This is a genomic window from Meiothermus sp. Pnk-1, from assembly GCF_003226535.1.
Classification (GTDB): domain Bacteria; phylum Deinococcota; class Deinococci; order Deinococcales; family Thermaceae; genus Allomeiothermus.
The window spans coordinates 226,750-250,698 of sequence record NZ_QKOB01000001.1 but is presented as its reverse complement, the minus strand read 5'-3'; the positions used below and the strand labels follow the sequence as shown (position 1 = coordinate 250,698).

At 63.5% G+C, this 23,949-nt stretch carries 23 protein-coding genes; 15 read left to right on the top strand and 8 right to left on the bottom strand.

All coding sequences use genetic code 11. From position 1 onward, the window contains the following. Position 1: 1 nt before the first annotated feature. A complete protein-coding gene (locus DNA98_RS01350) occupies positions 2–217 on the bottom strand; it encodes a helix-turn-helix domain-containing protein (RefSeq protein WP_110524826.1) in 216 nt (71 codons plus the stop codon). 788 nt (positions 218–1,005) lie between these two features. Between DNA98_RS01350 and secG the strand changes: the two genes are divergently transcribed. From secG to DNA98_RS01300, 9 genes are all read left to right on the top strand, one after another. Further along, the gene (secG, locus tag DNA98_RS01340; protein WP_110524822.1) at positions 1,006–1,233 is read left to right on the top strand and encodes a preprotein translocase subunit SecG; all 228 of its coding nucleotides are present in this window, start codon (positions 1,006–1,008) and stop codon (positions 1,231–1,233) included. Positions 1,234–1,462: 229 nt separating this feature from the next. Next, positions 1,463–3,196, top strand: a complete 1,734-nt coding sequence (locus tag DNA98_RS01335) for an ABC transporter substrate-binding protein (protein WP_110525378.1) — start codon at positions 1,463–1,465, stop codon at positions 3,194–3,196. Positions 3,197–3,253: 57 nt separating this feature from the next. Next, entirely contained in the window at positions 3,254–4,252 is a 999-nt protein-coding gene (locus DNA98_RS01330) for an ABC transporter permease (protein WP_110525376.1), read from the top strand. A gap of 8 nt (positions 4,253–4,260) precedes the next feature. Next, on the top strand, positions 4,261–5,649 hold the full coding sequence (locus DNA98_RS01325) for an ABC transporter permease (protein WP_110524820.1): 1,389 nt from the start codon (positions 4,261–4,263) through the stop codon (positions 5,647–5,649). Between the two features lie 46 nt (positions 5,650–5,695). Next, positions 5,696–6,718, top strand: a complete 1,023-nt coding sequence (locus DNA98_RS01320; protein WP_110524818.1) for an ABC transporter ATP-binding protein — start codon at positions 5,696–5,698, stop codon at positions 6,716–6,718. Next, positions 6,715–7,731: an ABC transporter ATP-binding protein gene (locus DNA98_RS01315; protein WP_110524816.1), complete on the top strand. Its 1,017-nt coding sequence runs from the start codon at positions 6,715–6,717 to the stop codon at positions 7,729–7,731. Before DNA98_RS01320 ends, DNA98_RS01315 begins: the two co-directional genes overlap by 4 nt. A 193-nt stretch (positions 7,732–7,924) precedes the next feature. Continuing rightward, a complete protein-coding gene (locus DNA98_RS01310) occupies positions 7,925–9,136 on the top strand; it encodes a DUF4139 domain-containing protein (protein ID WP_110524814.1) in 1,212 nt (403 codons plus the stop codon). 72 nt (positions 9,137–9,208) lie between these two features. After that, positions 9,209–11,071, top strand: a complete 1,863-nt coding sequence (locus DNA98_RS01305) for a S9 family peptidase (RefSeq protein WP_110524812.1) — start codon at positions 9,209–9,211, stop codon at positions 11,069–11,071. A gap of 7 nt (positions 11,072–11,078) precedes the next feature. Further along, positions 11,079–11,948 (top strand): DMT family transporter, encoded by an 870-nt coding sequence (locus tag DNA98_RS01300; RefSeq protein WP_110524810.1) that lies wholly within the window; start codon positions 11,079–11,081, stop codon positions 11,946–11,948. A gap of 150 nt (positions 11,949–12,098) precedes the next feature. Here the strand turns inward: DNA98_RS01300 and DNA98_RS01295 are convergent, their stop codons facing one another. The 3 genes from DNA98_RS01295 to DNA98_RS01285 all read right to left on the bottom strand — a co-directional run bounded on the left by DNA98_RS01295 (position 12,099) and on the right by DNA98_RS01285 (position 13,149). Then, positions 12,099–12,368, bottom strand: a complete 270-nt coding sequence (locus DNA98_RS01295) for a DUF3467 domain-containing protein (RefSeq protein ID WP_110524808.1) — start codon at positions 12,366–12,368, stop codon at positions 12,099–12,101. A gap of 79 nt (positions 12,369–12,447) precedes the next feature. Then, complete coding sequence (locus DNA98_RS01290; RefSeq protein WP_110524806.1) at positions 12,448–12,801, bottom strand: roadblock/LC7 domain-containing protein; 354 nt, start codon at positions 12,799–12,801, stop codon at positions 12,448–12,450. A gap of 15 nt (positions 12,802–12,816) precedes the next feature. Continuing rightward, on the bottom strand, positions 12,817–13,149 hold the full coding sequence (locus tag DNA98_RS01285; RefSeq protein ID WP_110524804.1) for a roadblock/LC7 domain-containing protein: 333 nt from the start codon (positions 13,147–13,149) through the stop codon (positions 12,817–12,819). Positions 13,150–13,517: 368 nt separating this feature from the next. On the opposite strand from DNA98_RS01285, the gene thrS reads away from it, so the two are divergent. The 3 genes from thrS to DNA98_RS01270 all read left to right on the top strand — a co-directional run bounded on the left by thrS (position 13,518) and on the right by DNA98_RS01270 (position 16,837). Continuing rightward, positions 13,518–15,476 (top strand): threonine--tRNA ligase, encoded by a 1,959-nt coding sequence (gene thrS / locus DNA98_RS01280; protein WP_110524802.1) that lies wholly within the window; start codon positions 13,518–13,520, stop codon positions 15,474–15,476. Positions 15,477–15,531: 55 nt separating this feature from the next. Further along, the gene (locus tag DNA98_RS01275; protein WP_110524800.1) at positions 15,532–15,981 is read left to right on the top strand and encodes a VOC family protein; all 450 of its coding nucleotides are present in this window, start codon (positions 15,532–15,534) and stop codon (positions 15,979–15,981) included. A 76-nt stretch (positions 15,982–16,057) separates the two neighbouring features. After that, on the top strand, positions 16,058–16,837 hold the full coding sequence (locus tag DNA98_RS01270; RefSeq protein WP_110524798.1) for a PaaX family transcriptional regulator C-terminal domain-containing protein: 780 nt from the start codon (positions 16,058–16,060) through the stop codon (positions 16,835–16,837). Between the two features lie 3 nt (positions 16,838–16,840). Here DNA98_RS01270 and DNA98_RS01265 read toward each other — a convergent pair whose 3' ends face one another. After that, a complete protein-coding gene (locus tag DNA98_RS01265) occupies positions 16,841–18,124 on the bottom strand; it encodes a replication-associated recombination protein A (RefSeq protein WP_110524796.1) in 1,284 nt (427 codons plus the stop codon). 49 nt (positions 18,125–18,173) lie between these two features. Between DNA98_RS01265 and DNA98_RS01260 the strand changes: the two genes are divergently transcribed. Further along, positions 18,174–18,923 (top strand): hypothetical protein, encoded by a 750-nt coding sequence (locus tag DNA98_RS01260; protein ID WP_233492993.1) that lies wholly within the window; start codon positions 18,174–18,176, stop codon positions 18,921–18,923. On the opposite strand, the gene DNA98_RS01255 is transcribed toward DNA98_RS01260, so the two are convergent. Next, positions 18,920–20,035 (bottom strand): alanine--glyoxylate aminotransferase family protein, encoded by a 1,116-nt coding sequence (locus tag DNA98_RS01255; RefSeq protein ID WP_110525374.1) that lies wholly within the window; start codon positions 20,033–20,035, stop codon positions 18,920–18,922. The genes DNA98_RS01260 and DNA98_RS01255 overlap by 4 nt on opposite strands. A 220-nt stretch (positions 20,036–20,255) precedes the next feature. Here DNA98_RS01255 and DNA98_RS01250 point away from each other — a divergent pair, with 220 nt between their 5' ends. Together DNA98_RS01250 and DNA98_RS01245 are read left to right on the top strand one after the other, a co-directional pair. Continuing rightward, the gene (locus tag DNA98_RS01250; RefSeq protein ID WP_110524792.1) at positions 20,256–20,858 is read left to right on the top strand and encodes an FMN-binding negative transcriptional regulator; all 603 of its coding nucleotides are present in this window, start codon (positions 20,256–20,258) and stop codon (positions 20,856–20,858) included. 30 nt (positions 20,859–20,888) lie between these two features. Then, positions 20,889–21,509, top strand: a complete 621-nt coding sequence (locus tag DNA98_RS01245) for a GNAT family N-acetyltransferase (protein WP_110524790.1) — start codon at positions 20,889–20,891, stop codon at positions 21,507–21,509. A gap of 91 nt (positions 21,510–21,600) precedes the next feature. On the opposite strand, the gene DNA98_RS01240 is transcribed toward DNA98_RS01245, so the two are convergent. Both DNA98_RS01240 and DNA98_RS01235 read right to left on the bottom strand, forming a co-directional pair. Beyond that, the gene (locus DNA98_RS01240; RefSeq protein WP_233492992.1) at positions 21,601–21,951 is read right to left on the bottom strand and encodes a hypothetical protein; all 351 of its coding nucleotides are present in this window, start codon (positions 21,949–21,951) and stop codon (positions 21,601–21,603) included. A 30-nt stretch (positions 21,952–21,981) separates the two neighbouring features. Continuing rightward, entirely contained in the window at positions 21,982–23,916 is a 1,935-nt protein-coding gene (locus DNA98_RS01235) for an alpha-amylase family protein (protein ID WP_110524788.1), read from the bottom strand. Positions 23,917–23,949: the final 33 nt, after the last annotated feature.

Genomic DNA, 23,949 nt, shown 5'->3' with positions numbered 1-23,949 from the left:
GTTAGCCCACCTCCTCGGCCTGGGGGGTGGGCACCTTTTTGGCCTTGTCGAGAAGCTCCTCGATCACCTCAGCAGAAACCCTGAACCTATCGCCGATCTGCACGGCAGGAATCCACCCCTGCCGAATCCAGCGAGCAAGAGTTTGCCGGGAAACCCCCAACTGCTTGGCCGCCTCTGTGACCTTTATCAGTTTTTTATGATCCTGATCCTTGTTCATGTTTTTGCTCTCCGAACACCCCCGGCCATAGCCGGGGTCCAGTAAGCCCGAAAGCCGAAAAGCCTACCGACCCCGAACGGCATTCGGAGCTGACGGAAAAACTACGCTCAGAAACCCCGGAGGGGCACGGCTGAGGGGTCTCTCATCGACGGGTGTGGAGGGGGTGGGCTTTATCTGAAAAAGGGCTGCCAGAAAAAGTAAAAACAGCTCCAGGGCTACCCCCCGAACCGCCTCTGCCACGGTGCGCCAAAACCACCGGTGAATGGAGTGCAAAGCCCGCTCGGCCACCGTGGCCAGCCCTCGCCGGGCTAGGTGGGCTTGCACGGCCTTGTGCTGATCAAGGGCCTTCTTATACTCGCCCCAAATCGGTCCGCGAAGGTGTGGGGGTAAGGGTGGCAGGAAGGGAATCCTCTCCCGGGTTTTCCCCACCCTTTGCTGGCGGCGGAATAGCCGCCGTGCCCGCTCAGGCGGGCCTTGATGACCCCTTTGGTCGCCCCGGACCGTCATGGCCCAATTTTATCACACCGAGCGCTTAGAAACATCGTCCTGGACGGTGTTTCTGACAACTTAGCAAACGCTTGCTATTGTGCTAAGACAGACCTTCAGGGTATGATGGTCGCACCACCCGGTGCCGTGGAGTGAACCGGTTGTGTCCTGGACGGGTTTTTTATGGTCTTCGGCTCTGGAGATGGTCTCAAAATCGAGCGGTTAGCAGCCATGGGGGTTCGAGTCCCCCTCCCGGCACCAAGGCGCATAAGCCGGGCCGGTGGCCCGGGTTCGGAGGATCGATGGAAATTGTCTACAACCTTCTCCTGGTTCTTTACCTGCTGATAGCGGCGGGTTTGGTGTATTTCGTGCTCGCCCAGGAGCCCAAACAGACCGGGGGCGACCTTCTGGGGGGCGCGAGCGACCTGTTCCAGGCGCGCGGGGTTACCGGCGGCCTATACCGCATCACCGCGGGGCTGGGAATCGCCTTCGTGGTGCTGGCCTGGCTGTTGGGCCGTCTGCCGCGCTAAAGTCGGGGTGCTGAGGTTCAGCCGGTGCCTTGAAGGGCACCGGCTTTTTTTCCCAGGCTTCGGCCCATAGTCCACCATTAGGTGGATGCAAGCCCAACGAATGGCGGCTGGCCAACCCTTGACAACAGCATGGATAGCTCGATACCTTGAACCGGAGTCCAAAGCTAGCTGCGCGAATGTCCCATTCCCAAGCCGCTAGACTTGTTGGATAAAAATGCAGGAGGAGTGCATGAAAAAACTTTTTGTTCTGGGCATGCTGGCGCTGGCGGGGTTAGCCCTGGCGCAGCCTAAGGTGTTCAAGGGCACCGAGGTGGGAAAGCAGGGTGGATCGCTCCGCATCTCTTCGATCTCCGACCCCCGCACCTTCAACCCCTTCGTGGCGCGGGAGACTTCGTCCACTGACATCATCAACAACTTCTTCCCTTACCTCACCGGCTACAATCCCTATACCCTACAGCCAGAGGGGTACCTGGCCACCTCCTGGGAGGTACGCAACAACGGGCTCACGGTGATCTTCAAGCTGCGCCAGGGGGCCAAGTGGTCGGATGGACAGCCCATCGATGCCGACGATGTAATTTTTAGCGCCACCGTCCACGCCGACCCCAAGGTGAACTCCAACAGCCGCTCGAGCTTCGTCCTCGACGGCCAGCCGATCAAGTGGAGCAAGGTGGACCAGTACACGGTGCGCGCGGACTTCCCCAAGCCCTACGCCCCGGCTTTGATCCAGGGCTGGCTCATCGCCCCCGAGCACATCTTCGGCCCGGCTTACCGCCAGGGGCCGGAGAAGCTGCAAGCGCTCTACAACCTGGATACCCCGCCTGCCCAGATCGTGGTGGGTGGCCCCTTTACCCTCGACCAGTACGCCAAGGGCGAGCGGGTGGTGCTGAAGCGTAACCCCAACTACTGGGGCACCGACGAGAAGGCTAACCCGGTAGCCTACCTCGAGCGCTGGACCTTCCAGATCGTCTCCAACACCGAAGCCCAATTGGCCCGCTTCCTGGGTGGGGACACCGACCTCTACGCCGCCCCCGACGGCGACAAGGTGGCCCAGGTGCTCGAGCGCATCCGCTCAGGCCGCCTCAATGGCCAGATCTTCCCCAACGCCGACGTGACCACTGGCACCAACTTCATCGTCTTCAACTGGAACAACAAGGACTCCTTCAAGGCCAACCTCTTCCGCCAGGTGAAGTTCAGAAGGGCCATGGCTTACCTGATGGACAAGAAGTCCATGATCGAAGTGGCCCAGGGCGGGCTGGGTAAGCCGCAGTGGGGCCCCATCTCGATCCCCGTCAAGCAGTTCTTCACCGACGACGTGGCCAAGTACGAGTTCAGCCCGCAAAAGGCCACCCAACTCCTGGCCGAGCTCGGCTTCCGCACCAAGAACAAGGACGGCTTCCTGGTGAATGCCCAGGGGCAGGTGCTCGAGTTCAACCTGGCCACCAACCAGGGCAACACCCTGCGCGAGCGGATCGCCCAGATCTTCGCCGATGAGGCCAGGAAGGTCGGGGTCAAGGTTAACTACCGCCCCATCGACTTCAACGAGCTGGTGCGCCAGCTCACCAGCCCCGCAGCCGACGGTACCCGCGACTTCGATGCCATCCTCATCGGCCTCACCGGCGGCATCGAGCCCGCTTTCAGCCGCAACGTGTGGGAACTCAACGGCTCGCTCCACGCTTGGAACCAGGGGGTAAACGGCAAGAACCCAGCCCGCACCGAGCCGTTTGAAGTCCTCATCGACAAGCTGATGAAGCAAGGGGCCACCACCCTCGATCCGGCCAAGCGGCGCGAGATCTACGTGCAGTTCCAGAAGGTGGTAGCGGAGAACTTGCCGCTCATCTACACCGTGGCTCCGGCCTATAACCCGGCCCGCCTCAACCGCGTCGGCGGCCTCTTCCCCAAGGAAGAGATCAACGCCATCGTCGGGCAGTACCCCTACATCGAAACGGTCTTCACCAAAGACTAAAGCGCTCCGTTGCAGGGGGCGGGCTGGCCGCTCGCCCCCTTCGGCTTGGAAGTCACTATGTGGAGCTATATCGTTCGACGCTTGCTTCAGCTCGTTCCGACCTTTTTCGGGGCTACGCTGCTGGCGTTTATCATCATCCAGCTGGCGCCGGGGGATTTCGTCACCCGCCTCGAGCTAGACCCCACCCAAACCCGGGAATCCATCGCCTCCTTGCGGCGGGAGTTCGCCCTCGACCAGCCCTGGATGGTGCAGTACGCCAAGTGGGTCTCAGGGATACTGCAAGGAAAACTGGGGCTCTCGCTTTCCTACAAGGCCGATGTCTGGAAGGTAATCTGGCCCCGTATCCTCAACTCGATGGTGCTGGTGGTGCTCTCCACCTTGCTCATCTATCTGGTCGCCGTCCCGGTGGGGGTATACTCGGCCGTGCGGCAGTATTCGATCGGGGATCGCATCCTCACGGTGCTGGCCTTTATCGGGGTGGCCATCCCCAACTTTTTCTTCGCCTTGATTATGCTTTTTGTCGCCGTATGGCTCAACGACACCACCGGGATGAAGATCTTGCCCATCGGCGGCATGACCTCGGAGTTCGTGGGCGGGGTGCCGTACTTGCAGGCCCCCTGGTGGCAGCGCACCCTGGATGTGCTGTGGCACGCTCTACCGGTGGTACTGGTGCTGGCCACCACCGGAACGGCTGGGCTCATACGGGTGATGCGCGGGCAGATGCTCGAGGTGCTCTCCCAAGACTACATCCGCACCGCCCGGGCCAAGGGGGTGACCGAGCGGGTCGCTATCTACAAGCACGCCCTGCGCAATGCGGTGATTCCGATCGTGGCGGGGATCGGGTTCCTGCTCCCGGCCCTCATCGGCGGGGCCGGGTTGATCGAGGTGGTGATGGCCTGGCCGGGGATCACGCCAATGCTGCTCGATGCCATCTCAGCGGTAGACCTTTACCTGGTTATGGGGTTTATCACTGTCACCACCATCTTACTGATGCTGGGCAACTTGCTCTCTGACCTCCTCTTGGCCTGGGTGGACCCCAGGATTCGCTACAACTAGGAGCGCCCATGACCGGAAAAATCGAGCTTCGCGAAGGCATGGGGAAGAGCGAGAGCTTTTTCCAGATGGCCTGGCGGCGTTTCCGCCGCCACCCTCTGGCCCGGCTGGGAGGGGTGGTGCTCTTGCTGCTGTATTTGGGGGCCCTATTCGCGGATTTTCTCGCCCCTTACCCGGAGAGCAAGAGCTTCCGCCAGTTCAGCTATGCGCCTCCAACCCACATTTTTTGGCGCGATACCGATGGCAGGCTAACCCGCCCCTACGTCTGCCCCAGCGAGCGCAGGAGGAACCTCGAGACCTTCCGGGTGGAGGTGATTACCGACTGTAGCAAGGGCCGCTATCCGATCTACTTCTTTGTACGCGGGGAGCCGTACAAATTCCTGGGCTTCATCCCGGCCAACTTACGGCTCATGGGGGGCGACTGGCTGGTGAGCGAACAAGCCCACCTGTTCCTCTGGGGTACCGATGATTTTGGCCGGGATCTGTGGGGGCGCATCTGGTTTGGAGCACGGGTCTCCCTCACGGTGGGGATTTTCGCCACCGGCTTGGCCCTCATCATCGGGGTGTTTTTCGGGGGGATCGCCGGGCTCTACGCCGGAAAGCCGATCACCCTCAGCATAGGCTTGGCTAGCCCAGAGTTTCGCCGCTATCTCAGGCGAGGACCTCCGCTTGTGGCCTGGCTCAAGGCCCTAGGTTGGACGTTGGTCTGGCTGGGATTGGCCTGGCTGTTGTGGATCACCCTGCAGGGATTTTTGCAGACCAGCCAAGGGCTCGAGGCCATCCTGGCGGGGGCTGCTGGGGTAATTCTGCTAGTAGCCATCGGCTACTTCCTCATCTGGCAGACGGTGAAGCTGGATTTGGACACCCTGATCATGCGCACTACCGAGGTGCTGGCGGCCATCCCTGACCTCTTCTTGCTCATCACCCTCTCGGTGCTGATTCCGCAGGACATTCCCCCCGCCACCCGCTTCATGCTGGTGGTTTCGATCCTCTCCTTTGTCAACTGGGGTGGCTTGGCCCGCACGGTGCGCAGCCAGGTGTTGCAGCTACGGGAGATGGAGTATGCCCAAGCCGCTCAGGCCCTGGGGGCTTCCGATGCCCGTACGCTAACCCGGCACATCCTGCCCGGAACCTTCACCTACCTCATCGTGATCGTTACCCTCTCGATTCCCAGCTTCATCCTGGGGGAGTCGGGGCTTTCCTTCTTGGGGCTGGGCATCCAAGAACCCGCCTCTTCTTGGGGATTGCTGCTGTCCAAAGCCCAGCAGACCGGGATCATCGCTTTTACCGAGCGGCCCTGGCTTTTGATCCCCGGCCTCTTTATCCTGGTCGCGGTTTTGGCGTATAACTTGTTGGGTGACGGGCTGCGCGACGCCCTGGACCCGCGCTCGAGGCGCTAGCGAATACGCCGAGGTGCGGATTAGTATAGAAGCCGGAGTAGAACGAATGGACGAAAAACGCCTCCTCGAGGTCAAAGACCTCAAAGTTCACTTCTTCACCGACGATGGTGTGGTGAAGGCGGTAGACGGAGTCTCCTTCCACATCGACAAGGGGGAGACCTTGGCCGTGGTGGGCGAGAGTGGCTCAGGCAAGAGCGTGACCAGCTTGGCCACGATGCGCTTGATCCCGATGCCTCCGGGTAAGATCGTAGGCGGAGAGATCCTCTTCCGGGGCAAGGACAAGGTGGTCAAGGACCTCACCAAGCTCTCCGAGGCGGAGATGCGCAAGATCCGCGGCAATGACATCGCCATGATCTTCCAGGAGCCCATGACCTCTTTGAACCCGGTCTACACGGTGGGCGACCAGATCGCCGAGGCCATCGTGCTGCACCAGGGCAAGAGCAAAAAAGAGGCCTTGGAGATGGCGGCGGATATGCTCGATCTGGTGGGCATCCCCGAACCCAAAAAACGCCTTTCCAACTACCCCCACCAGATGTCGGGGGGGATGCGCCAGCGGGTCATGATCGCCATGGCGCTTTCCTGCAACCCCTCGTTGCTGATCGCCGACGAGCCCACCACCGCGCTCGATGTGACCATCCAAGCGCAGATCCTGGAACTCATGAAAAAGCTCCAGGACGAGATCGGCATGAGCATCCTGTTCATCACCCATAACTTGGGGGTGGTGGCCGAGATGGCCGACCGGGTGGTGGTGATGTACGGAGGCCGGGCGGTGGAAGAGGCCGACGTGGTCACTACCTTCAAGAAGCCGCTGATGCCCTATACGATGGGCCTGTTGAACTCCATCCCCCGCTTGGACCGCGCCGCCGAGCATAAGGAGCGCCTCGAGGCCATCCCCGGCAACGTGCCTAACCCCCTCCATATGCCCGCTGGGTGCGCCTTCCACCCCCGCTGCAAGTACTTTCAGGCTGGTCGCTGCGACCAGCAGATCCCTCCCCTCGAAGACGCCGGGGGCGGGCACATGGTGCGCTGCGTACGCTGGGCCGAGATTCAACAGGAGGTGCTGGCGTGAACCCTAGCCCTGCTCCTAGCGCTCCTCGTACCGAAGGCAAAAGTACCAACCTGCTCGAGGTCAAGGACTTAAAAAAGTGGTTCCCCATCCGGGGCGGCATCCTCTCGCGGGTGGTGGCCAACGTCAAGGCCATCAACGGGGTGAGCTTCAGCGTCAAAAAGGGCGAGGTGTTGGGCCTGGTGGGGGAGTCCGGTTCCGGCAAGACCACGGTAGGCCGCACCATTTTGCGCCTGATCGAACCCACCGAGGGCTCGATCAAGTTCAACGGCCAAGAGATCACCACCCTTTCCAAAGCGCAGCTGCGGCCCTACCGCCGCAAGATGCAAATCGTCTTCCAGGATCCCTTCGCCTCCTTAAACCCCCGCATGACCGTGGGCGACATCATCGCCGAGCCTTTGGTGATTCACGGGATCGGCACCCCGCAAGAGCGGCAGGAGCGGGTCGCCAACTTGCTCCGCACCGTGGGCCTCTCGCCCGATCACGTGCGCCGCTACCCCCACGAGTTCTCCGGCGGCCAGCGCCAGCGCATCGGCATCGCCCGGGCCCTAGCCGTAGAGCCGGAGTTCGTCGTGGCTGACGAGCCGGTTTCGGCGTTGGACGTCTCGATTCAGGCCCAGGTGGTCAACCTGCTGCAGGACCTGAAGGAGCAGTTCGGCCTCACCGTGCTCTTCATCGCTCACGACCTGGCGGTGGTGGAGTACATCTCCGACCGCATCGCGGTGATGTACCTGGGCCGCATCATGGAGCTGGCCACGTCCAAGCAGCTATACGCCAATCCCAAGCACCCCTACACCGAGGCCTTGCTCTCGGCCATCCCCATGCCCGATCCCACCATCAAGCGCGAGCGCATCGTGCTGCAAGGGGATATCCCCAGCCCCATCAACCCGCCCTCGGGCTGCGTGTTCCGCACCCGCTGCCGCTACGCCGTTGCGGAGTGCGCCACCGTCGTGCCGGAATTGCGCGAGGTCGAACCTGGGCACTTCAAGGCTTGCATCCGGGACGACATCCTGTAGGCGGCTTTGCCCGACGACCCCGGCCCCCCCGGCTGGGGTTTTTTGGGCAATCGCGTTCGTGGCAGGAGGACCAAGGCGCTGCCGGGTAGCCTAAACCAGCCGCGATGGCGCAAGCAAAGGGCGCTCGAGGTTTGTAAACCTTTAGTGAAGCCCCTCTCACCCAGCTCTACGCGGCGGGTGATGTACTACTCCCGTGAACAAAGCCCTTCTCACCCTGGGAATTGCCACTTTGATCGGAGCGGTTCAAGCTCAGGAGGCTGCTTTTTATCGGGGCTTTGCCGAGGTCAAGACCCCGGTGACCCTACCCGCGGGGGAGTGGCGCTGGCAGCCTGGAGAAAGCCTCTTTGAGACCTTGGTGCCCGGAACCCTCAAGCTCCTTGGCCTGAGCGAGCAATCCCGCCAGGTTATTTTGCAGGATGCTCCCAACCCACTGGCAGCCTACAAAGGCAAGGCGATCTCTTTTTACTGGGAGGGAAAGTGGCGCGAGGCAGTAGTGGTGGATCCGGATAGACCCCTCTTCCAGTTCGAGGGGCACTACCTCACCAGCCTGCCGGGTTTGGTGGCCTACCCCGACCCTTCGGGCTTCCAAAATCCCCGCCTCGAGGTGGTCTTCCGTTACCAAGGCCAAGGGCCGACTACCCTCAGCTACCTGACCCGGGGGCTCTCCTGGAGCCTGCGTTACACCCTGGAAGGAGGCGACCTCACCGGTTGGGCCAGCCTGCACAACTCCTTGGGAACGCCCCAGCGCTTCCGCCAGGTGGAGTTGGTGGCGGGAACGGTTCCCCTCTTGGAAGGCGGCATTCCCGTACCCAAGGCGGCTACAGCCCCGGCGCCCGAGGTGCGCTCGATGGCCGCCGACGCAGAGTTTTCCGGAGAGTCAGGCGGCACCTTCCGCTACCGCCTGCCGGGGGAGGTAAACCTCGAGCCCGGCCTCACCGAGCTACCCTTTATCCGCGCTCGAGTCCAGCCCACCTACACCTGGAGCTACGCGGGCGGCTTCACTACCGCTAGCGAGATCCGTTTCCAACGCGGTTACCGCTTCGCTGCTACAGAGAACCTGGCCGCGGGCATCGTGAGCATCCGCGACCAGGGGGTCTTCGTGGGACAAGCCGCCCTGCCCGATACCGCCAAGGGCAACCCGGTGCGCCTCTCGCTGGGCCCCGATCCCGACGGACAGGCTGAGCGCAAGATCGAGCAGCTGGCGCAAAACAGCTTCCGCGTGACCACCACGGTGAAGAACCCCAAGGCTTATCCCCTCGAGGTCGAGATCAGCGAGTTCTTCCCCCGGCCTTTCACGCTCGAAGGGCAAGGGCTGGAGAAGACCCCTGAGGGGTATCGGGTGCGCTTCAACCTAAACCCCGGACAAGCCCGCGTCCTGGTGTATACGGTGACGCTACCTCGGTGAAATCGGGATTGAGGCCATCCCGCGTTTCCCACCGGGCTGACCAGTGGGTCAGTTTTCGGGTAAAGTATCGGCGTGAAACCTGAGATCCTCTACCGGTTGCGTTTCCTCTCCGATCTCACCGAAGGCCCTCACGCCAAGCCCCTCTTCGTCCTGACCGACATCGAGAACCCCAATACCAGCAGCGAGCCCCCCAGATACCGCCCCCGGCTGGCCATTTGGGATAATGGGCTTCGCCTGCTCACCCAAAGCGAGGCGCGCAGCCCGCAGTGGGCTGGGGAGTTCATCTACTTCACCCGCAAAGTGGAGAAGGTGGCCCAACTCTTTCGGCTACCGCTCAAGGGTGGGGAGCCAGAGCAGATCACCCACTTCAAGGCCGGGCTCGAGGGCTATAAGGTGAGCCCGGATGGTTCTAAGATCGCCCTTCTCAGCCGGGGCGATTATGAAGCCCCCAAACCCGACCAGCCGCGCGCCTACCAGACCTGGCCGTTCAAGTTCGAGCAGCGGGGCCTTCTGCCCCAAGCACCCCGGGCGCTCTACTTGTGGCAGGGCGGGGAAACCCGGTTGCTGGCGCAACACCCCGAAGACATCGAAGAGATCGCTTGGAGCCCAGGGGGAGACTTTCTGGTGTTCACGGCCTCGGGCACGCCCCGGGAGCGGTGGGCCTGGAAGCAGCGGTGTTACCGGGTCAGCTTAGCCGGAGAGGTACAGGAGCTATTCGGCGGTGTTGGTCCCATCTCGGGCTTAGCGGTGACCCCGGACGAAAGCGGCCTGGTCTACCTGGCCCACGCCTGGGAATTTGGCGGCGCCACCGAGCCTCGGCTCTACCACCGCGCTTTTGGGGGAGAACCGGTCCTATTGGCTGAGGGGGCGTTCGGCAACACGATCAACTCGGATTGCCGGTACGGGGGTTATTTCCAAGCTCCCCGTTTCGGCCCCGATGGGGCTATCTATCTGGTGGAGACCCATAAGGGCTCGGCCCGGTTGTTGCGAGTCTCCTTGGCTGGGGAGGTCAGCGAAGCGCAAGGGGACTCGGAAAGCGTGGTGGCGTATGCCTTTTGTGGAGGTGAGCTATATACGCTCACCGAGTCCTTCACCCATCCGGCCCGCCTCACCCGAGGCGACGAGGTACTCTTTGATCCCAATGCCGAAGGGCTGGGTACCCTACCGACCCCTACACCCATTGCCTGGCAGAGCCCAGAGGGGCATAGCGTGCCGGGCTGGGTCTTGCTCCCCGAAGGAGCAGGCCCGCACCCCACCATCCTCTACATCCACGGTGGGCCACACACCGCCTTCGGCAATGCCCCGATGCTCCAGCTTCAGATCTTCCGGGCTGCAGGTTACGCCGTCGTCTACGGCAACCCCCGGGGTTCGACCGGCTACGGCCAGGACTACACCCGGCTGGACGGGCGCTGGGGCGAGATCGACGAGGCAGATTTGTTGGGGCTTTTGGAAGAGGCCCTCTCCCGCTTTCCCTTGGACCGCGGGCGGGTCGGGGTGGCTGGGGGCAGCTACGGCGGCTACATGACCAACTGGCTCACCGCCCGCCAGCCGGAGCGCTTCAAAGCCGCCGTCACCGACCGCAGCATCTGCAACTGGACCAGCTTCTTCGGGGCCTCTGATATCGGGCCGCGCTTCACCTGGTTGCAGCTGGGGGCTACCCCGTGGGAGCGCCCCGAGGTGCTCTGGCAGAAAAGCCCGCTGCGCCTGGTGCACCAGGTCAAGACCCCCACCCTGGTGGTCCACTCGGAGCAAGACCACCGCTGCCCCATCGACCAGGGGGAGACCTGGTACACCGCCTTGTTGCACCTGGGGATCCCAACCCGCTTCTTCCGGGTTCCCGAGGAGGGTCACGAGCTTTCCCGCTCGGGCCGCCCAGACCGGCGGGTGGCCCGGCTCGAGGCCTACCTGGAGTGGTGGGGGAGCTATTTGCGCTGAAGCCCCCATGCGCCTTCCCCCTTTTGTCTACCCCCTTTTCTCCGTTTTAGCCTGGGGCTCGAATGCCGCCGCACTCAAGGTGTTGGCGGCATATCTGCCGCCCCATGCCATGAACAGCCTGCGGGTGCTGCTGGCCTCGCTGGCTTACGCGGTGCTGTGGTCGCTATTCAGCCGGGAGCGGCTGGGTTGGCGGGACTGGGCGGTAATTGCGGGCCTCGGGCTCATCGGTAACAGCCTCTACCAATGGCTTTTCCTGGAGGGGATTCCTCGCCTCCCAGCTTCCTACACTTCCATCGTGAGCTCCACCAACCCCATCTGGGTAGCTCTGCTCAGCGTGGTTTGGCTCCGCGAGCCGCTATCCAAAATGGCCTACCTGGGCCTGGCCCTTTCGCTGACCGGGGTCGTGATCTTGAGCGGGGAAACCCTCGGACAGGGCGGAGGCCAAGGGCTAGGGGTCGTGTTCGTACTGCTTTCCGCGCTGAGCTGGGCGGTCTACACGGTGGGGGCCCGCCGCCTGGCTGGGGGTTACCGGCTGCTCACCTGGACCGGCGGGAGCTTCGTGCTAGGCATGGTTCCCTACTGGCTCCTGCACACCCCCCAGATGCTGCGGCTGGCCGGCGCCGCGGTGCCGATGTGGGTCTGGGTTTTGCTGATAGCGAGTGGGCTGCTGGCCAACACCCTGGCCTTTCTGACCTGGATGTACGGAGTACGCCAGCTCGGCCCGGTGCGGGTAGCGGTGTTCTCCAACCTTACCCCGGTGGTAGGGGTGTTGGCGGGGGTGGTGTTTCTGGGGGAACACTTGCCGCTACAGGCTTTGCTGGGGGGGCTGCTGACCCTCTGGGGTATCCTGATTGCCCAAAAAGCCCAAAGGATGTGATAAAAGGCGCGTTTGTCCCGTTCCCATTGGTCTGGCAGCGAGATTTATCCACCCCGCCTAGCGGCAGGCAGCGGAACGACTCGAGGGCATACGAAGCGCGAGCCCAGGTGCTTTGCGCCATGCCGGGCTCGCGCTAGGGGGCGATGCAGTTTAGGCCTGGCTCCCCAAGCCTTCGGCCACGGGCTCGGGGATCAACCCGTAGGTTTCCTCGTAGCGCTGGATATTTTCCGCCAGGCTGCGCAAGAGGGCCTTGGCGTGTTGAGGGCTGGTGATCAGGCGAGAGACCACTATGGCCCCACCCTGGGGCTGAATCAGGGCGAAATCCAGCACGAATTCGTTCTTGGTGTGGGAAAAGAGCGCCAGGTTGGTGTAGCGCCCATACGCGGTCTCCTTGTCGATATCCAGGCGAAGCTCGTTCACAAGTTCCTCCTAAGCTCGAGAATACCCCGAGCGCGACAGCAGTCTAACCTCTTTTTGGGGATGAGGCGAGCGGGGCGAACTAAGTCAGCGCCTCCTTGAGCCGGGGGATGCTCTTCTTGAGCTGGAAGCGGGCCCGGCCCAGGCTCTGCACCGAGTCGAGCAGCACCACCAACAAGTAGCCCCCCTCGAGCGGCACCAGCAGCAGCGGGCCTTCGGGATACTCGACCATGACCTCTTCGACCTCCCCCCGGTTGATCTCCTGCGAGAGGGCCTTGGCCGAGGCCAGGGCGGTCGCTGCGGCCCCACCCAGGAAGTCCACATCGGGGGCGCCAGGGGCCTGCTGGCTTTCCACGATGAACCCGTCCTCAGCGACCAGTGCAGAACCCAGCACCCCACGCACCGCTTGTAGCTCGGAGAGTACCTCTTGTACCATGCTGTGCTCCTGTTGCTAGAGCTGTTCGGAGAGGCGGCTGGCTAGCCTAGAAAGCTCGGCCCCCACCGCCCGCCGATCCCCGCTGCGCTCAACCACCGCGCCTAGGCAGTAATCCCTTACCACCACCACCAACACTTCGCGTTCCTCGGTAGCCAGAGTAAAACGGCGGACCCCTCCTCCCATCCCCTCGGCTAGCCGCCGCATGTTGCGGTGGAGCGAGGCCAGTTCGGCGGCCAATAGCTCGGCCGAGGGGGCCCCCGAGCCTATGCTCTCGATCACCAGGCCATCGCTGGCGGTAAGCACCGCCCGCCGGACTCCCAGGGGGGCCAGGCTGTCCAGAAACCTCACGCCCGCCCCTCCGGGGTAAGGGGCGAAAAAACAGTGTGGAGGCAGACCGGCATACTACGAGTTAGCTTAACATAGTCCTGCCTGAGATTGCCGAGCATTCGCACACGCCCACCCCGTCCGGCGGAACGGAAGCGTTCCCCTCAGCGCGCGCCCTACGCGTTTACTGACACCAGCCCGACAGGCGAGCCGATTGACGCTAGGGAGGCCTAGCAGTACACTCACCTACAAGATGATCTGGCCCGTCACTACCAGACCCCGGGGGAACTTCTAGGGATTCGCTAGAGGTTCTCCCGGCTCGTGTGGTAAAACGAGCCGGGTCTTTTTTTCTGGCCATAGCAGCCCCTGCACGGGGAACAGCGAGGAAGAACATGAATGTCTACCTACCCGACGGACGCGAACTAAACCTACCGGATGGCGCAACGGCCGCCGAGGCTGCCAAAGCGATCGGCCCTGGGCTGGCCAAGGCCGCCATCGGCGCGATCGTGGACGGCGAACTGTACGACTTGATGAAACCCCTGCCTCAGGGGGCTAAGCTCAAGCTCCTCACCGAGAAAGACCCCGAATACCAGCAGCTTTTCCGCCACACCCTGGCCCACGTGCTGGCCCAGGCCGTGCGCGAGTTTTTTGCCGCCAAGGGCTATGATCCCGACGCGGTAAAGCTGGCCATCGGGCCGGTGATCGAAAACGGCTTCTATTACGACATCGACCCACCAGAACCGCTGGGCGAGGGCGACCTGCCCGAGATCGAAGCGCGGATGCGCCGTATCGTGAAGGAGAACCTCGAGCTGCGCCGCTTCGTCCTGCCGCGCGAGGAAGCCCTGCGGCGCTTCGAGGGCAAAGATCCCTACAAAACCGAACTGATTCAAGACCTCCCGGAAGGGGTAGAGATCAGCTTTTATGCCCAGGGCGAAGGAACCCACGGCTTCACCGACCTCTGCCGCGGGCCCCACGTTCCCAGCACGGGCCGCATTCCGCCCTACTTCAAGCTCACCCACATCGCCGGGGCTTACTGGCGGGGCGATTCCAGGCGTCCCATGCTCCAGCGCATCTACGGCATCGCCTTCCGCAGCAAGGAAGAACTCGACGACTACCTATGGCGGCAAGAGGAGGCCAAGAAGCGCGACCACCGCAAGCTGGGGGCCGAGCTCGAGCTCTTCACCATCAGCGAGGAAGTGGGCAAGGGCCTACCGCTATGGCTGCCCAAGGGGGCTTTCATCCGGCGGCAGCTCGAGCAGTACATGTACGAGAAGGAGCAGGAGCACGGCTATCGCTACGTCATCACCCCGCACATCGCCAACGCCAAGCTCTACTACACCTCCGGGCACCTCCCCTACTACAAAGACGACATGTACGCTCCCATCGAGATCGAGGGCGAGGAATACTACCTCAAGCCCATGAACTGCCCGCACCACCACATGATCTACAAGGCTCGGCCGAAAAGCTACCGCGACCTGCCCCTGCGCCTGGCCGAGTTCGGCACCGTCTACCGCTTCGAGCTCTCCGGCACCCTCTCGGGGCTCTCGCGGGTGCGCGGCTTCACCCAGAACGACGCCCACATCTACTGCTCCAAGGCCCAGGTCAAGGAGGAGTTCATCCGGGTGATCGGGCTTTTTGACGAGGTCTACAAGGACTTCGGCCTCCGCGACTACTGGTTCCGCCTCTCCCTGCCCGACTTCGAGAACAACCCCGAGAAGTTCGGCGAGCCCGGCCCCCACTGGGACGAGGCCATCGCCGCCATCCGCTCAGCGCTGGAGGAGACCGGCGCCCAGTACGTCGAGGGCATCGGCGAGGCCACCTTCTACGGACCCAAGCTCGACGTGCAGCTTCGCACCGTGCTGGGCAAAGAGGAATCCATCGCCACCAACCAGCTCGACTTCATCAGCGGCAGGCGCTTCGGCCTGGAGTTCACCAACGAGAAGGGTGAAAAAGAGACCCCGGTCATCATCCACCGGGCCATCATGGGCTCCTTCGACCGGTTTTTTGCCTTCTACCTCGAGCACACCGCCGGAAACTTCCCCCTGTGGCTCTCCCCCATCCAGGCCGTGATCGTCCCCATCGCCGACCGGCACCTAGAATACGCCCGACGGATCGCCCAGGCTATGCAGGCGGCCAAGCTGCGCGTAGAGGTGGACGACCGCCCGGAGCGCATGAACGCCAAGATCCGCGACGCCGAACTTCAGAAAATTCCCCTCATTCTGGTAGTGGGCGACAAGGAGCAGGAACAGGGCACGGTAAACCTGCGCGAACGGCAGGTAAAAGAGCAGCGAACGCTAAAGCTGGAGGAGCTAATCGAGGAGATGCAAAAGCGGGTCAGGGAAAAGAAGTAGTTCCCTCCCCAGGCGAGGAAAACCCCTCCGCACCTTCACTTCAAAGGAGCCCTTGATGATCACCGACATCGGCCACATCGCCTTTGCGGCGCACGATTTAGACCGAACGCTCGATTTTTACGCGCTGCTCGGCATTCGTGAATCTTTCCGCCTGTATCGTGAGGATGGCTCCTTGATGCTGGTCTACTTGCACGTTGGGGGGGACCGCTTCCTCGAAGTGTTCCCGGGTGGCCCCGCCCCCGACCCATCCCGAAACAGCAGCTTCATGCACTTGTGTTTGGTCACCGATGATCTACACCGCACGGTTGAAGAGCTAAAAGCCAAGGGGATAAGCATCGAACGCGGTCCCAGCCTAGGCCTTGACCACAACTGGCAAGCCTGGATCAAGGACCCGGACGGAAACGATATCGAGTTGATGCAATTGGCCGAGCACTCCCCTCAGCGCAAAGTCGCCAGGGGGGAGCCTCTGGGTGGGAGGGCACAGGAAACCTCGGGCAATCGCTAAAGACGCGCCCTCATGGTACTCTGACCAGACGAAGCTCGAGGTAACCCCCATACCGCGGTAGCGTAAACTAACCCATATGCGGGCCCGCTCCACCCTCTTCACGCTCTACATGGAGTACCTCTACCCCGGCAACCGGGCCTGGGTGGGCGACCTGATCCGCTGGATGGAGGCTTTGGGCTTCTCCGAACCGGCGGTGCGGGCCGCGGTGTCGCGCAGCGTCAAGAGCGGTTGGATCCTCCCCGAGAAGGACGGGCGCAAGGCCTACTACCGGCTCTCCGAACGGGTGGCCTGGCAGGTCGAGCAGGTGCGAAGCCGCCTCTACCGAAACGTAGACCGATGGGATGGAGGATGGCGCATCCTGATCCACGCCGTGCCGGAAGCCAAGCGCACCATGCGGGACCGCTTTCGCAACGAGTTGGTGCTGCTGGGGTTCGGAACCCCCACCCCGGGGGTGTGGATAAGCCCTACCGCGAGCCTCGAGGCCGCCCGGGATCTGGTGCGCTTTTACGAACTGGAGAGCTACGTCGAGCTGTTTCAGGCGCAGCGCTTCACGGCGAGCGACCCGCTCGAGCTGATCCGCAAAGCCTACAACCTGGAAGCCGCCCAGCAGCGCTACCGGGAGTTCGTGCGGCTCCATCCCTTCCATCCTAAAACCCCCGAGGAGGCCTTCGTGCGGCTCACCCGCCTGGTGCACGAGGCGCGGAAGTTGCTCTTCTTGGATCCTGGGCTGCCACCGGAACTCACCCCACCGGGGTTCTTAGGGCCTGAGGCCCACCAGAGGTTCCTCGAGCTTCACGCTTATTTCGGCCAGAAGGCCCGGCCCATGCTCGAGGGAGAGAGCGCCGCAGCGGATTGACCGCTAGCCTTCGCCGGGCCGGGCCTGGCGAAAACGTCTACGCAGCGCCCCCAACCGCTCCCTAACCCGCTCTTCCCATCCCTCTCCGGTCGCCTCATAAAGGGTGAGGCCCTCCAAAGCCTCCGGTAGATAGGCTTGAGCGAAGCTCCCTTGGGGGTCATCGTGGTAGTAGGCGTAGGTCTGCCCATAGCCCAGGCTTTTCATCAAGGCGGTGGGGGCATTGCGCAGATGTAGCGGCACGGGGGCGTCCGGATAGCGGCGGGCAGCCTCCTGAGCGGCCTTCCAGGCAGTGTAGGCGCTATTGGACTTGGGGGCCAGCGCCAGGTAGATGGTGAGTTCGGCCAAGGCCAGCTCCCCCTCGGGGCTGCCCAGAAACTCATAGGCCTGCTGGGCCGCCACCGCCAGCCGCAGCGCCAGCGGATCGGCCAGACCGACGTCCTCTACTGCCATCCGCACCAGGCGGCGGGCCAGGTAGAGAGGGTCAGCTCCACCCTCGAGCATCCGGGCCAAGTAGTAAAGCGCCGCGTCCACGTGGTTGCCGCGCACGCTCTTGTGCAGGGCCGAGATCAGGTCATAAAAGTGCTCGCCGCCCTTATCGAAGCCCAGCGTGCCCGCCCCCAAAGCCTCTTTGGCCGATTCCAGGGTGACCTTCCCCTCGAGGGTCACGGCCAGCTCGAGGGCCGAGAGGGCCCGCCGCACATCCCCCAGCGAGGACTGGGCTAACAGCTCCAGCGCCGGCGGCTCGGCCTCTACGCCCGGGAGGCCCTCGGGGTGCTGCAGGGCCCGCTCGAGCAGCCGGCGGATCTCCGCGGGCTCGAGGGGGCGCAGTACGTACACCCGCGCCCGCGAGCGCAGGGCTGGGTTCACCTCAAAGGAGGGGTTCTCGGTGGTGGCCCCGATCAAGGTCAGCAGCCCCGATTCGACGTGCGGCAGCAAGGCATCCTGCTGCGACTTGTTGAAGCGGTGGATCTCGTCGAGGAACAGCACCAGCCCCCCTACCTCCCTCGCCCGCGCCACGGCTTCCTTGATCTCTTTAACCCCGGCGTCAACCGCCGAAAGGGCGAGCATCTCCTGGCCCACCCCCTCGGCCAGCAAACGGGCCAGGGTGGTCTTGCCGCTCCCCGGCGGCCCCCACAGGATTAGCGAGCGCAACCGCCCCGACTCGAGCATCCGCCTAAGGGGCTTTCCCGGCCCAGTGAGGTGGGGCTGCCCTAGCACTTCCTCCAAGGACCTGGGGCGCATGCGTTCGGCCAAGGGCTTCTTCGAATCATCTGGCCTGCGTTCCATAGGTCTATTGTGGGGCCGCGAGGATAGATTTTGGGCTATGCTGGTAGCGATGTCTTGGTTGTCCTTGTTGCCCTGGGCCTTGCTCGTCCTGGGGCTGTTGCCGCTGGGGAGCTACCCCGCCCGCTCGAGCCTCTATCCTGGGGTGGTCTTCCTGGTGGCGGCGCTCACCCTGGCAGGGGCAGCCAGCCTCTATAGCCGCGCCCCGGTCGGTCCGAGGGTGCGGGTGCTGTGGGTGCTGGGCCTGGGCTTTCTGGCCTACAGCCTGGCCTGCCAAAGCGCTTTCGCCCTGGCTTTTCTCCCCAGCGGGCTCTATGCCCTGGGGGGCTGGGTCGCGCTGGGGAGCGGGGTCACCCTCCTCACTGCGCTGTATCAAAGCCTCCGGCGCGAACCCTTCTGGGTGCCCCGGCTCGAAGGCAGCCAGTACCGCGACCCCAGCGGAGCCATGAACCGCAACGCCCTTCACGCGCTGGCCCCCAGCCTCGAGGCCGCGGCCACCCGCCGACCCCTGGTGCTGCTGCTGATGCAAACCCCCCCCAACCAGGATCCCACCCCTATCCTGCGCAGCTTACGCGGCCCTGACTTGCTCTTCCAGATGGGCGAAGGGGTTTTTTTGGTGATCTTGCAAAACGGCGGGCCCGAAGCCGCGGGCCCGGTCTTCCGCCGCCTCAAGGCCGCAGTGCCGCTGCAAGCCTACACCGCCCTGCCCTTCAAGGGCGGCAGCCTGAAGAAAGCCCTGGAACAGCTCGAGGCCGAGCTATCCCAGATCTACCTCACCCAGCCCGACCTCACCGAGCCCTAGACGAGCAGTTCCTCAGCGCGTTCTGTGAAGGCTTCCTCCAGCCCTCGCTTGCCCAACACCTCTCCCAAAGCCCGGAAGAAGACCCGGTAAAGCTCCGCCCGGGCCCCTTCGCCCATCAGCCCCAGCCGGAGCACCTTCCCCGCGGTAGGGCCGATACCGCCTGCCACCGTCACCCCTCTGGCCTGGAGCCCCTTGCGGATCTCCCCCTCGCTGTAGCCCTCGGGCGGGCGCACCACCAACACCGTGGGCAACCGCGCTCCCGCGGCGGCGTAGGCGCTGAAGCCCAGCTCCTCCAGCAGCGAGAGCACACCGCCGTAAAGGCGTTCCGCCCGCCGCCGGCGAGCCTCTAACCCCTCCTCCAGGGCCAGCTTGAGGGCTTCTTCCAGGGCGAAGTGGAGCAAGACCGGCGAGGTGCAGAAATACCCCTCCTGCTCCCAGTAGACGGCCAGCCTGGAGAGGTCGGAATACCAGCCCCGCACCCGCCCCAGCCTCTCCCGCCCCCGCGGCGAGAGGGCAAACGGGGCCAGCCCCGGTGGAGCCGAGAGGCACTTCTGCGAACCGGTGAAGGCGTAATCCACCCCCATCGTTCGCATGGAAAACGGCATCATCGCGGCAGTAGTCACCGCGTCCAGCATGAACAGTGCCCCGTGCTCGGCCACCAGCCGAGCGATCTCGCGGGCGGGGTTGAGAACCCCGGTACTGGTCTCGCCGTGGACCAGGGCCACCAGCTTGTACGTCCGTTGGCCGAGCGCTTTTTCGACTTGGGCGGGGTCAATCGGATATCCAGGCTCGGCGCGCAGCACCGTGTAGTCTAAGTTGTAGGCGTGAGCGATCTCTACCATCCGCTCGCCGAAGGTTCCGTTGACCAAAAGCAGCACCGCATCTCCCTCCCCGGCAAGGTTGGTGAGCCCGGCTTCCATCCCCAGGCTCCCCGAACCGGGGATCGCTGCCAGCAGCGCCCCCTCGCCGGGGTCGAAGAGCAACTTCAGGTACTCGCGGATGCGCCGGTTGGTCTGGAGCACCTCCGGGTCGAGGTGGCCGCGCATCGGCTGGGCAAGCGCGGCCTGCACGCGGGGGTGAATCGGGGTGGGGCCAGGGGTCAAGAGCACCATCGCTTCCTCCACGAAAAAAGATTCTCCGCCCGGCATATCCGAACGACCCCTTCCAGCAAAGGAAAGGAGCCGCTAGCGGATAGCTCGAGCGGAGGGTCGCATCTGAGGGGCAGTCTATCAGGGCATCGCTGAGTATGTAAAGGCTTTTGACCCGCTTTCGCGCCGTTTGGACAGTCTGCCCCTTCGCAAAAAGGCAGGTCGAGGCTATCCTTTGGTGTAGATGTACCTGCCTCGGCATTACCAGGTCACCGATCAAGCCGTGCTCTACGACCTCATGCGCCGGTTCAGCTTCGCCACGCTGGTCTCCATCTATCAAGAAGTACCCTTCGCCACCCATCTGCCTTTCGTGGTAAAGGAAGGGGTCCTCTCCTCGCACTTAGCTCGAGCCAACCCACAGTGGACCGGCTTCGATCCGAACCGGGAGGTGCTGGTCATCTTCCAGGGCGAGCACAGCTTCATCTCGCCCACTTGGTACGAGAAGCACCCTAGCGTGCCGACCTGGAACTACATGACCGTCCACGCCTACGGCAAGCCGCGCATCGTAGAGGAGCCCCAGGCGGTCAAGCGGCTATTGCACGAGCTGGTCGTGCAGCACGAGCAGGAGTGGGATATGGCGCAGCTCCCGCCCGACTACCTGCAGGGGATGATGCAGGGCATCGTGGCTTTCGAGATCGAAATCACCCGGCTCGAGGGCAAGTTCAAGCTCTCGCAAAACCGCTCACGGGCCGACCAAACGCGGGTTATCCGGGCGCTCTCGGCAAGCGACAACCCTTTTGACCGGGCCGTGGCGGAGCAGATGCGGAAAAACTTGGCAGAAGACTGACGTACCGACGACGCTACGCCAAACGCGGCTATGAACCTGACCGAACCGCTGACCCTAGAAGGCCAAATCGTCCGCCTCGAGCCCCTCACCATGGAGCACCTCTCGGTGCTGCTCGAGCTGGCCAGTCTGGAAGACTATCCCTTTACCAGCGTCCCCCATAGCGAACACGGGATGCGCCGCTACATTCAAACCGCCTTGGAAGAGCAAGCCCAGGGCAAGACCGTGCCGTTTGTGACGGTGGACAAGCGTTCGGAGAAGATCGTGGGAAGCACCCGTCTGGCGCACCTCGAGTTCTGGAACTGGCCGGAGGGCTCCCCCCTGGCCCGCCCGGGCCAACCCGACGCCGTGGAGATCGGCTGGACCTGGCTGGCCCCCTTCGCCCAGCGCAGCGGCATCAACACCGAGGCCAAGCTACTGATGCTCACCCACGCCTTCGAGGTCTGGCAAGTACGGCGGGTAACCCTCAAAACCGACGAGCGGAACATGCGTTCGCGTAACGCGATCCTACGGCTGGGGGCCAAGTTCGAGGGGGTTCTCCGGGCGCATATGCCCGCTTCGGACGGGGGGATCCGCAACAGCGCGATGTTCAGCATCCTGGCCGAGGAGTGGCCTGCGGTCAAGGCCAACCTGCAAGCCAAGCTAGCAATTTGATCCCCTGTAGCGATACCCTACGCCGTACGCCAAACGCGGTGGATCGTCCTCTCCTAGCGGACATTACCAGACCACTCAGGAGCGGATTGGCCTAGAACCTGCGAATCTTCATCGACTGCACCTGGGCCGTCTCGGCGTTCACCCGAAACACCTTGTACTCGCGGGTCTTGGCCGCTTCCCCCAGGCTCAGGTAGGGGGAGGACTCGCGGCTTACAAAGCTCAAGGTGACATCCCAGAACTTGCCATCGGGGCTCAGCTCTACCTCCTCGAGCCGCAGGTCGGGGATCTGCTTTTCGGTGAAGAGGGTCTGGATGTACTCGGTGGCCACCTTGACCGCTTCCTTGACATCGAGCATGGTCTTTCCTCCAGGCAAACCGTAGGCATCTCCCGCGGCCTCGGGGGCCATCCCCGCGCGAGCCGCGCCGCCCGAAAGCTCCAACACTTCGATGGCTCTCGACCACGTAACGCTAGTTTAGCCCTCCCCCTGGGTCAGCCACAAACGGGCCAACGGCTCCAGCTGCACCAACCCCCCGGAAACCGTGATGTGGCTAGCACGGATGCGGTCAAAGGGGTGGGTCAGGCCGTGCTCGGCGAGCTGGCCGAGTGGGTAGTACTGCGGCGCTTCGCTGAAGTTGTACAGGGCAACCAAGTTCCCCAGGGGGTGACGGCGGACGTAACCGAAGACGTGGGGGTTTTTGGGCTCGAGGATCTCCGCCTCTATCGAAGCGTGGAAGTGCGGGGTAGCCTTTCTCACCTCGATGAGGCGCCGCAGACCGTGGTACATCCGCCCTTCGATGGAGTGGGGGTCGGATTGCGCCCGGTGGGCCTTGGCCCAGTCCATGCGGGGCCGGTGGACCCAGCGGTTATCCATGGCGTGTTCAGGCTCTTCCAGATAGCGGTAGTCGTTGAGGAGGGCCAGCTCGTCGCCCATGTACAAAAGGGGGATCCCGCCGAAGCCCAGCACGATAGCGTGGCCCAGCAGCAGGCGCTCGAGCGCCAAATTCGCCCCCTGCAAGTCATCGTTCTCCAGGGCTTGCTCGAGCCCAGCCAAGCTCACCCCCGATCCGGAAATGCGCCGGTCGCCGGTGCGCGGGTTTTCCTGGAAGACCAACCCCCGCGCGTGCGACCCCGGGAAGCGGCCCGAGTAGTAATCGGAGAGGAAGCGCCGATGGGCCTCCCCCGACAGCCCCACCGCCGCCGCGTCGTCATCGGCGATGGCCCAACCGATGTCGTCGTGGCAGCGCAAGTAGGTGTTCCAGGCCGTGGTGTAGGGCTTGGAAGGAAACCCCCTGAGGGCCTGGGCCATCAGACGGACGTCCCGGCTCGCCAAGCTAGACCAGATCTGCACCATCAGGCTGTTATGGTAGGCGGTGTCGGAGAGCAAGCCGAAGTGCCGGCCCTGGCCCAGGTATTGGATGAGGTCATCGGGGGCGACGATAGCCTCGGCCTTGAAGAGCACCGCCGGGGCCACGATGCGGGCCACCGCCCGGAGCGCCTGGGTGATGGCGTGGACTTCGGGCTGATTCTGGCAGTGGGTGCCCATCCGCTTCCAGATAAAGGCGATGGCGTCAAGACGAAATACTTCGATGCCCTTGTTGGCCAGCCAGAGGATGAGGTCGGCGAACTCGAGGAATACCTCTGGGTTGGCCCAGTTGAGGTCCCACTGCCAGGCGTTAAAGGTGGTCCAGACCCAGCGCTTAGCCTGCGCGTCCCAGGTGAAGTTGCCGGGGGCGAAATCGGGGAAAACCTCCGGCAGGGTGCGCTCGTACTGGTCGGGGAGGGTGCGGTCTTCGAACATGTAGAAGTAGCGCTGGTACTTGGGGTCGCCCAAGCGGGCTTTCACCGCCCACTCGTGCTCCTGGGCCACGTGGTTCAGCACCAAGTCGCAGCAGAGGGAAATCCCCGCCTGGCGCAGCTTGGTGGCCAGGGCCTGGAGGTCGTCCATGGTCCCCAGGTCTTCGCGGACGCTGCGGTAATCCATCACCGCGTAGCCGCCGTCGTTGGGGGCCGGGCGGGGCTTCAGAAAGGGCATCAGGTGGAGGTAGGTGACGCCCAAAGATCGCAGGTAATCAAGCTTCTCTTCCACCCCCTTGAAGCTCCCGGCAAAGCGCTCGGTGTAGCAGACGTAGCCGATCATCTCCGGACGTTGAAACCAGTCCTTGGCCAATATCCGCTCCAGATCAAGCCGCTTGAGATCGGCAGGGCGCTCGCGGTAGTGCCGCTGCATGACCTCGAGCAAAGGGCCTAGCATCTCCCGGGGATCGGGGTAGACCGCCGCCAGCCCCTCGTACAGCTCGCCGAAGTAGCGCTCGAGGCGGACGGCAAACCCCTCGTCCATCGGCTCCGCCACAGCTTTCAGCTCGTCCAGGATGCGCCGTTGGTCGGGGGTGAGGGGGGAAGAGAACATCAGCTTATAGCTTATCGCGCCTGGCCGATGGCA